Raw genomic sequence first — 9,019 nt, forward strand, 5'->3', positions numbered from 1 at the left:
TACTCCAACTTCGGCGTCGCGCTCCTCGCCCCCGCCATGGCCCGCGCCGCCGGCGCCGACTGCCGCACCCTGCTCGCCCGCCACGTACTGGGCCCCCTGGGGACGGTCGGCACCACGCTCGGGCCCGGCGACCCCGCGACCACCGCCGTCGGGCACCGCAGGGACGGCCACACCCCCGTACCCGGCATCGGCATGGGCCCGTTCCTGGCCGCCGGAGCGGTCCGCGCCACCCCCGGCGACCTGCTCACGTACCTCGAAGCACTCCTCGACGCGCACCCCGCCGGGCCCCCCGGCCCCGGGGCGACACCGCTGCGCCTGGCCCTGCGCGACGTCCAGATCCCGCAGCTGCGCCACGGTGTGCGCCACCGCGAGACCCACACCCTGACCTGGTTCCACCACCCGGGGCCGCGCGGGCCGCTGCTCTTCCACGCCGGAGCCACCTTCGGCCAGCAGGCGTTCCTGGGCTTCCACCCGGCCTCGGGCACCGGCGTCGCGGCCCTGGCGACCCGCCGGGGAGACAGATGCCGCCTGGTGGAGACGGCGTACGGACTGCTCCACGCACTCGCCACCGGCCGGTGACCCGCTCAGGTCAGCTCTTCCTGTGGCCTATCAGGCGCGGCTTGGCCTCCAGGTTCTCCAGGCCGTGCCAGCACAGGTTCACCAGGTGCGCCGCGACCTCCGCCTTCTTCGGCTTGCGGACGTCCAGCCACCACTGGCCCGTCAGCGCCACCATGCCCACCAGGGCCTGGGCGTACAGCGGGGCCAGCTTCGGATCGAAGCCGCGGGCCTTGAACTCCAGGCCGAGGATGTCCTCGACCTGGGTGGCGATGTCGCTGATCAGCGAGGCGAACGTACCCGTGGACTGGGCCACCGGCGAATCGCGGACCAGGATGCGGAATCCGTCCGTGTACGTCTCGATGTAGTCCAGCAGGGCGAACGCGGCCTGTTCGAGCAGCTCACGCGGGTGACCCGCGGTCAGCGCCCCGGTCACCATGTCGAGCAGGCGGCGCATCTCCCGGTCCACCACGACGGCGTACAGGCCCTCCTTGCCGCCGAAGTGCTCGTACACGACGGGCTTGGAGACACCGGCCTTCGCCGCGATCTCCTCCACCGACGTGCCCTCGAAACCCTTCTCGGCGAAGAGGGTGCGGCCGATGTCCAGCAGCTGTTCGCGGCGTTCCTTGCCCGTCATGCGGACGCGACGGGCCCGCCGGCTCGGAGTGGGCCTGCTCTTCTCGCTGTTCGTACTGCTGCCGTCGATCGCCACGTCACCCATCATGCCGCTTCGGAGGGCTCACTCTTGCGCCGGGAGTCGATACGGTCCGCGCTCGGCCACCGGACGTCGTACGCCCAGCCGGCCTTCTCGCACCACCGGATCAGACGGGCGCTGGAGTCGATCTGGCCCCTCATGACGCCGTGCCGCGCCGACGTCGGGTCGGCGTGGTGCAGGTTGTGCCAGGACTCGCCGCAGGACAGCACGGCCAGCCACCAGACGTTGCCCGACTTGTCGCGCGACTTGAAGGGCCGCTTGCCCACCGCGTGGCAGATCGAGTTGATCGACCACGTCACGTGGTGCAGCAGCGCCACCCGCACCAGCGAGCCCCAGAAGAACGCCGTGAACGCGCCCCACCACGACATCGTGACCAGGCCGCCCACCAGCGGCGGGATCGCCAGCGACAGGATCGTGTAGTACGCGAAGTCGCGGGAGATGCGGCGGATCGCCGGGTCCTTGATCAGGTCCGGTGCGTACTTCTCCTGCGACGTCTGCTCCTCGTCGAACATCCAGGCGATGTGCGCCCACCACAGGCCCTTCATCAGGGCCGGCAGGGTCTCCCCGAACCGCCAGGGGGAGTGGGGGTCCCCCTCGGCGTCCGAGAACTTGTGGTGCTTGCGGTGGTCCGCGACCCAGCGGACCAGCGGCCCCTCGACCGCCATCGAGCCCATGACGGCCAGGGCGATGCGCAGCGGGCGCTTCGCCTTGAAGGACCCGTGGGTGAAGTAGCGGTGGAAGCCGATCGTGATGCCGTGGCACCCGAGGTAGTACATGAAGACCATCAGGCCCAGATCGAGCCAGCTCACGCCCCAGCCCCAGGCCAGCGGCACGGCGGCCAGCAGGGCCAGGAAGGGAACGGTGATGAACAGGAGAAGCGCGAGCTGCTCGATGGAGCGCTTGGACTCCCCGCCGCGGGTCGCGGAGGAGGCCGAGGTGTCGTCGCCCGCCTCGCGGGCGTCGTCGAGCACGTCGGAACGAGTGGTCATGGGGTCCCCTGGGGGGTGAGGGATGTGTCGGAAGCACTGGCCGTGAAAGCTTTGGCTACGGGTGCGTAACCTACGGCATCGTAAGTATGGCAGCGCTTTGCCCGGCGGCAAGAGGCCGCCGGGGAAGGGTTCGGTCGCGCCGCATATCCTGGGTGTCGTCGGACAGCGTGGTCCACATAACCTCCAGACGTGCTCAAACACTGCAAGGAGCCGCACCTGTGAGCAGTGCCGACCAGAACTCCAACACCAGCGCGGAGCTGCGTGCCGACATCCGCCGCCTCGGCGACCTGCTGGGCGAGACCCTCGTACGGCAGGAAGGCCCCGAACTCCTAGAGCTGGTCGAGCGGGTGCGCGCCCTGACGCGCACCGACGGCGAAGCCGCCGCCGAACTGCTCGGAGACACCGACCTGGAGACCGCAGCCCGGCTGGTGCGCGCCTTCTCCACGTACTTCCATCTTGCCAACGTCACCGAGCAGGTGCACCGCGGCCGTGAGATGCGCGCCAAGCGCGCAGAAGAGGGCGGACTTCTCGCCCGTACGGCGGACAGGCTCAAGGACGCCGACCCCGAGCACCTGCGCCACACGGTCAAGAACCTCAACGTCAGGCCCGTCTTCACGGCCCACCCGACCGAGGCCGCGCGCCGGTCCGTACTGAACAAGCTCCGGCGCATCGCCGAGCTCCTCGAAACCCCCGTGATCTCCTCCGACCGGCGCAGGCACGACCTCCGTCTGGCCGAATCGATCGACCTCATCTGGCAGACGGACGAGCTGCGCGTCGTACGCCCCGAACCGGCCGACGAGGCGCGCAACGCCATCTACTACCTCGACGAGCTGCACGCCGGCGCTGTGGGCGATGTCCTGGAGGACCTCGCCGCCGAACTGGAGCGCGTCGGCGTCGAGCTGCCCCCCGGCACCCGGCCGCTCACCTTCGGCACCTGGATCGGCGGCGACCGCGACGGCAACCCGAACGTCACACCCGCCGTGACCTGGGACGTCCTGATCCTCCAGCACGAGCACGGCATCACCGACGCCCTGGAGCTCGTCGACCAGCTGCGCGGGCAGCTGTCGAACTCCATCCGCTACACCGGCGCCACGGAAGAGCTCCTGGCGTCCCTCCAGGCCGACCTGGAGCGACTGCCGATCAGCCCCCGCTACAAGCGCCTGAACGCCGAGGAGCCCTACCGGCTCAAGGCCACCTGCATCCGCCAGAAGCTCGTCAACACCCGCGAGCGCCTCGCCAACGGCACCGCGCACCAGCCCGGCGTCGACTACCTCGGCACCGGCGAGCTCCTCGCCGACCTCACGCTCATCCAGACCTCACTGCGCGAGCACCGCGGCGGCCTGTTCGCCGACGGCCGCATGGACCGTACGATCCGCACCCTCGCGGCGTTCGGCCTCCAGCTCGCCACCATGGACGTGCGCGAACACGCCGACGCCCACCACCACGCCCTCGGGCAGCTCTTCGACCGCCTCGGCGAGGAGTCCTGGCGGTACGCCGACATGCCGCGCGACTACCGCCAGAAGCTCCTCGCGAAGGAGCTGCGCTCCAGGCGGCCGCTGGCCCCCACGCCCGCGCCGCTGGACGCCGCCGGGCACAAGACCCTCGGCGTGTTCACCATCGTCAAGGAGGCGCTGGAGCGCTTCGGACCCGAGGTCATCGAGTCGTACATCATCTCGATGTGCCAGGGCGCGGACGACGTCTTCGCCGCCGCCGTCCTCGCGCGCGAGGCCGGCCTGGTCGACCTGCACGCCGGCTGGGCGAAGATCGGCATCGTGCCGCTGCTCGAGACCACGGACGAGCTGCGCGCGGCCGACGTCATCCTGGACGAGATGCTGGCGGACCCCTCGTACCGGCGGCTCGTGTCGCTGCGCGGCGACGTGCAGGAAGTCATGCTCGGCTACTCCGACTCCTCCAAGTTCGGCGGCATCACCACCAGCCAGTGGGAGATCCACCGCGCCCAGCGCCGCCTGCGCGACGTCGCCCACCGGTACGGCGTACGCCTGCGGCTCTTCCACGGCCGCGGCGGCACCGTCGGCCGCGGCGGCGGCCCCTCCCACGACGCGATCCTCGCGCAGCCCTGGGGCACGCTGGAGGGCGAGATCAAGGTGACCGAGCAGGGCGAGGTCATCTCCGACAAGTACCTCGTGCCGTCCCTGGCCAGGGAGAACCTGGAGCTGACGGTCGCCGCCACCCTCCAGGCGTCCGCGCTGCACACCTCGCCGCGCCAGTCCGACGAGGCGCTGGCGCGCTGGGACGCGGCCATGGACACGGTGTCCGAGGCCGCCCACACGGCGTACCGCAAGCTCGTCGAGGACCCGGACCTGCCGGCGTACTTCCTCGCCTCGACCCCCGTCGACCAGCTCGCCGACCTGCACCTGGGCTCGCGGCCCTCCCGCCGCCCCGGGTCCGGCGTCTCCCTCGACGGCCTGCGCGCCATCCCGTGGGTGTTCGGCTGGACCCAGTCCCGGCAGATCGTGCCCGGCTGGTACGGCGTCGGATCGGGCCTGAAGGCGCTGCGCGAGGCGGGCCTGGACACGGTCCTGGAAGAAATGCAGGAGAACTGGCACTTCTTCCGCAACTTCCTGTCCAACGTCGAGATGACGCTGGCCAAGACCGACCTGCGCATCGCCCAGCACTACGTCGACACGCTCGTCCCGGACGACCTGAAGCACGTCTTCGAGACGATCCGCGCCGAACACGAGCTCACGGTGGCGGAAGTCCTGCGGATCACGGGCGGGGAGCAGCTCCTCGGCTCCAACCCGGTGCTCCAGCAGACGTTCTCGATCCGTGACGCCTACCTGGACCCGATCTCCTACCTCCAGGTCTCGCTGCTCGCCCGCCAGCGCGCGGCCGCCGAGGCCGGCGAGGAGCCGGACCCGCTGCTCGCGAGGGCCCTGCTGCTCACCGTCAACGGTGTCGCGGCGGGCCTGCGCAACACGGGCTGACCCTCCCAGGCCCCCGGCTTCGGCCCGCTGCCCCGCGCCTCCCGGTGCGGGGCAGCGGGCTTTCGCGTACCGCGCCCGGTCCGCGCCGGGCCGTCCGCGACCAGAGGGTCACGTGGGACTCCCGGGGCTCACAGCGCCAGGAACGCCGCCCCCAGCAGCATTCCGCCCGCCAGGGCCGCGCCCCAGGCCAGGCGGGTCAGCCGCAGGCCCCCGGCGACGACCAGCGCCGCCAGCAGCAGCGCGCCGCCCAGAGGGGCCCAGGCATGGAGGATGCCGGGGGTTCCGGCGCGTACCGCCTCGGTCGTGCCCGGCTTGAGGACGACCGGCAGCCGCGCCCCCTTCTTCGCCGCGATCGACTTCTCGATCGTCACGCGCGGATGGTCGGCCGTACGGCCCTCGGGCGTGTACGGGCCGGTGCACGTCTCACCGCCGCACGAGGCGACCGTCAGCGTCCCGTGCTCCCGGCCCTTGGAGAGCATCACGTGCTGGGCCGTGCCCCAGGAGGAACGGACGCCGGCGACGAGCAGCAGCAGGGCGATGGCTGCCATCGCCGCACGTCGGGCGTACAGGAGGGCTTGGGTCCGCTTCGAGGCCATGGACCGGGATCCTTGGCCATGCGACCGCGCTCGGTCAACCTGCGGCCAGGGCATCCCGCCGGAATGTCAGGAGTTGTACGTGCTCTGCGCGCGTTCCAGACCCTCGGTGACCAGACACTCCACCGCGTCCGCCGCCCGGTCCACGAAGTAACCCAGCTCCTTGCGCTCCGTCGAGGAGAAGTCCTTCAGCACGAAGTCGGCCACCTGCATACGCCCCGGCGGCCGCCCGATCCCGAAACGCACCCGGTGGTAGTCGGGCCCCATCGACTTCGTCATCGACTTCAGACCGTTGTGCCCGTTGTCGCCACCGCCCAGCTTCACGCGCAGCGTGCCGTAGTCGATGTCCAGCTCGTCGTGGACCGCCACGATGTGCGCCGTCGGCACCTTGTAGAAGTCCCGCAGCGCCGTGACCGGACCACCGGACAGGTTCATGTACGACTGCGGCTTCGCCAGCACCACACGCCGATTGGCCGGACCGGGCGGCCCCATCCGGCCCTCCACCACCTGCGCACGCGCCTTGTGCGCCTTGAACTTCGCCCGCATGCGCTCCGCGAGCAGATCGGCCACCATGAAGCCGACGTTGTGCCGGTTGGCCGCGTAATCAGGACCCGGATTGCCCAGACCCACGATCAGCCAGGGGTCGGCTGCGTCCGTCATCTGCATGTCTCCTTCATACGCCGGTTCCCGCGGCGGTTCCTGTACCGGATCACACGCCAGCCGCCGCCCCGCGCCACAAGGCGCGGAACGGCGGCTGGACAGCGACTACGAGCCGAACGACGAGGCTCAGGCCTCGGCGCCCTCGGACTCACCCTCGGCCGGGGCCTCCTCGGCCTGCGGGGCCAGAACCTGGATCACGATGGCCTCGGGGTCCGTGGCCAGCGTGGTGCCCTCGGGCAGCGGAACGTCCTTGGCGTGGATCGAGGCACCGGCCTCCAGGCCCGCGATGGACACCGTGACCGACTCGGGGATGTGCGTCGCCTCGGTCTCGACCGACAGCGTGTTCAGCACGTTCTCCAGCAGGTTGCCGCCCGGGGCCAGCTCGCCCTCGGTGTGGACCGCGACCTCGACCGTGACCTTCTCGCCGCGCTTGACCGCGAGCAGGTCGACGTGGGTGATGTTGCGCTTGATGGGGTGACGCTGGATCGCCTTGGGGATGACGAGCTCGGACTTGCCGTCGACATCCAGGCTGAGCAGCGCGTTGCTGGTCTTGAGCGCCATCATGAGCTCGTGACCCGGCAGGGTGACGTGAACGGGCTCGGCGCCGTGGCCGTAGATGACACCGGGAACCTTGTTGGCACGACGGGTCTGACGGGCAGCGCCCTTGCCGAACTCGTTACGGACTTCAGCGGCGATCTTGATCTCGGCCATGGTGCACTCCTCGCGGGTGACGAACTACGGAAGGGGTCACCCGGCCACGAAACGGCCTGCTACGAAGAGCGCGTCGATAACGGATGCGCCGTACTGCATGAGTACGGCCTCCCTCGCCGAGCAACTCAGGGAGTCTACCCGGCGGGGAGGCCGTACCAGAAATCGATCTACCGCAGGGCCCTCAGCACACGCAGGACCCGCAGAAGCGCTACGACTGCTCCTCGAAGAGGCTCGTCACCGAGCCGTCCTCGAAGACCTCACGCACGGCCCGCGCGATCGTCGGCGCCATCGACAGCACCGTGATCTTGTCGAGCTCCAGTTCGCCCGGCGTCGGCAGCGTGTTCGTCAGGACGAACTCGCTGACCTTGGAGTTCTTCAGCCGGTCCGCCGCCGGACCCGACAGGATGCCGTGCGTCGCGGTGACGATGACGTCCTCCGCACCATTCGCGAACAGCGCCTCCGCCGCCGCACAGATCGTGCCACCCGTGTCGATCATGTCGTCGACCAGGACACAGACCCGGCCCTTGACCTCACCCACGACCTCGTGGACGGTCACCTGGTTAGCCACGTCCTTGTCACGCCGCTTGTGGACGATCGCCAGCGGCGCGTCCAGACGGTCGCACCAGCGGTCGGCGACCCGCACCCGGCCGGCGTCCGGAGAGACGATCGTCAGCTTCGAACGGTCAACCTTCGCACCGACATAGTCCGCCAGCACCGGCAGCGCCGACAGATGGTCCACCGGGCCGTCGAAGAACCCCTGGATCTGGTCCGTGTGCAGATCCACCGTGAGAATCCGGTCAGCACCCGCGGTCTTCAGCAGATCCGCGATCAGACGCGCCGAAATCGGCTCACGACCACGGTGCTTCTTGTCCTGACGGGCATAGCCGTACGACGGAATGATCACCGTGATGCTCCGCGCGGAAGCCCGCTTCAGAGCATCGATCATGATCAGCTGCTCCATGATCCACTTATTGATCGGAGCCGTGTGGCTCTGGATCAAGAAACAGTCGGCGCCACGCGCCGACTCCTGGAAGCGAACGTAGATCTCTCCATTGGCGAAGTCGAAAGCCTTCGTCGGCACGAGGCCGACACCCAACTGGTGCGCGACCTCCTCGGCCAGCTCGGGGTGGGCGCGGCCGGAGAAGAGCATCAACTTCTTCTCGCCGGTCGTCTTGATCCCGGTCACAGCACTGTCTCCTCAGACGTGTCCTCTGGCCGCGAACCACTTCCGCGCGAACCAGCCGAATTTGTGTGCACGTATCACGGTACGCCGAGTTCGACGCACCTGTTTCCGGTCAGCTTTCGCCGTCGGCCTGTTCCGCCACCGCCGCAGCCGCCTGCGCCGCAGCACTGCCCGGCCGCTTACGGGCCACCCACCCCTCGATATTCCGTTGCTGGCCCCGGGCCACGGCCAGCGAACCGGCCGGCACATCCTTGGTGATGACAGACCCCGCAGCGGTGTACGCACCGTCCCCCACCGTGACAGGCGCCACAAACATGTTGTCCGAACCCGTCCGGCAGTGAGAACCGATCGTCGTGTGGTGCTTCGCCTCACCGTCGTAGTTCACGAAGACACTCGCCGCGCCGATGTTCGAGTACTCGCCGATCGTCGCGTCACCGACATACGACAGATGCGGCACCTTCGTACCCTCACCCACCACGGCGTTCTTCATCTCCACATACGCGCCGGCCTTCGACTTCGGACCCAGCCTCGTCCCCGGCCGCAGATAGGCGAACGGGCCGACAGTCGCCCCCGCACCCACCTCCGCACCCTCCGCGACCGTGTTGTCCACCCGCGCACCCGCGTGCACGACCGTGTCCACCAGCCGCGAGTTGGGACCCACCCCACAC

8 protein-coding genes and 1 pseudogene are annotated in these 9,019 nt (G+C 69.7%); 2 read left to right on the forward strand and 7 right to left on the reverse strand.

Annotated features, from left to right (window positions below):
- The coding region (locus E2E34_RS26830) for a serine hydrolase (RefSeq protein WP_138904493.1) at window positions 1–579 on the forward strand (579 nt) is incomplete at its 5' end.
- Between the two features lie 10 nt (window positions 580–589).
- On the opposite strand, the gene E2E34_RS26835 is transcribed toward E2E34_RS26830, so the two are convergent.
- Window positions 590–1,279 (reverse strand): TetR/AcrR family transcriptional regulator, encoded by a 690-nt coding sequence (locus E2E34_RS26835; RefSeq protein WP_138896332.1) that lies wholly within the window; start codon window positions 1,277–1,279, stop codon window positions 590–592.
- Entirely contained in the window at window positions 1,276–2,259 is a 984-nt protein-coding gene (locus E2E34_RS26840) for an acyl-CoA desaturase (RefSeq protein ID WP_208765349.1), read from the reverse strand. The genes E2E34_RS26835 and E2E34_RS26840 overlap by 4 nt, the downstream gene beginning before the upstream one ends.
- A 218-nt stretch (window positions 2,260–2,477) precedes the next feature.
- On the opposite strand from E2E34_RS26840, the gene ppc reads away from it, so the two are divergent.
- The gene (gene ppc, locus E2E34_RS26845; RefSeq protein WP_138904494.1) at window positions 2,478–5,204 is read left to right on the forward strand and encodes a phosphoenolpyruvate carboxylase; all 2,727 of its coding nucleotides are present in this window, start codon (window positions 2,478–2,480) and stop codon (window positions 5,202–5,204) included.
- A gap of 128 nt (window positions 5,205–5,332) precedes the next feature.
- On the opposite strand, the gene E2E34_RS26850 is transcribed toward ppc, so the two are convergent.
- The 5 genes and pseudogenes from E2E34_RS26850 to glmU all read right to left on the reverse strand — a co-directional run.
- Entirely contained in the window at window positions 5,333–5,800 is a 468-nt protein-coding gene (locus E2E34_RS26850) for a hypothetical protein (protein WP_138904495.1), read from the reverse strand.
- A 66-nt stretch (window positions 5,801–5,866) separates the two neighbouring features.
- Window positions 5,867–6,457: an aminoacyl-tRNA hydrolase gene (gene pth, locus E2E34_RS26855; RefSeq protein WP_208765350.1), complete on the reverse strand. Its 591-nt coding sequence runs from the start codon at window positions 6,455–6,457 to the stop codon at window positions 5,867–5,869.
- 126 nt (window positions 6,458–6,583) lie between these two features.
- Complete coding sequence (locus E2E34_RS26860; protein ID WP_138904497.1) at window positions 6,584–7,168, reverse strand: 50S ribosomal protein L25/general stress protein Ctc; 585 nt, start codon at window positions 7,166–7,168, stop codon at window positions 6,584–6,586.
- A gap of 208 nt (window positions 7,169–7,376) precedes the next feature.
- Window positions 7,377–8,354, reverse strand: a complete 978-nt coding sequence (locus tag E2E34_RS26865) for a ribose-phosphate diphosphokinase (protein WP_138896327.1) — start codon at window positions 8,352–8,354, stop codon at window positions 7,377–7,379.
- 109 nt (window positions 8,355–8,463) lie between these two features.
- Window positions 8,464–9,019, reverse strand: a pseudogene (gene glmU, locus E2E34_RS26870) (bifunctional UDP-N-acetylglucosamine diphosphorylase/glucosamine-1-phosphate N-acetyltransferase GlmU); the annotation flags it as partial.

This window comes from Streptomyces albidochromogenes (assembly GCF_005981925.1).
In the GTDB taxonomy this organism is placed as follows: Bacteria; Actinomycetota; Actinomycetes; order Streptomycetales; family Streptomycetaceae; genus Streptomyces; species Streptomyces albidochromogenes.

Coding starts and splice junctions, on each gene's coding strand:
- E2E34_RS26860 (WP_138904497.1), bottom strand. CDS start 7,168: ATGGCCGAGATCAAGATCGCCGCTGAAGTCCGTAACGAGTTCGGCAAG.
- E2E34_RS26835 (WP_138896332.1), bottom strand. CDS start 1,279: ATGATGGGTGACGTGGCGATCGACGGCAGCAGTACGAACAGCGAGAAG.
- E2E34_RS26840 (WP_208765349.1), bottom strand. CDS start 2,259: ATGACCACTCGTTCCGACGTGCTCGACGACGCCCGCGAGGCGGGCGAC.
- pth (WP_208765350.1), bottom strand. CDS start 6,457: ATGACGGACGCAGCCGACCCCTGGCTGATCGTGGGTCTGGGCAATCCG.
- E2E34_RS26850 (WP_138904495.1), bottom strand. CDS start 5,800: ATGGCCTCGAAGCGGACCCAAGCCCTCCTGTACGCCCGACGTGCGGCG.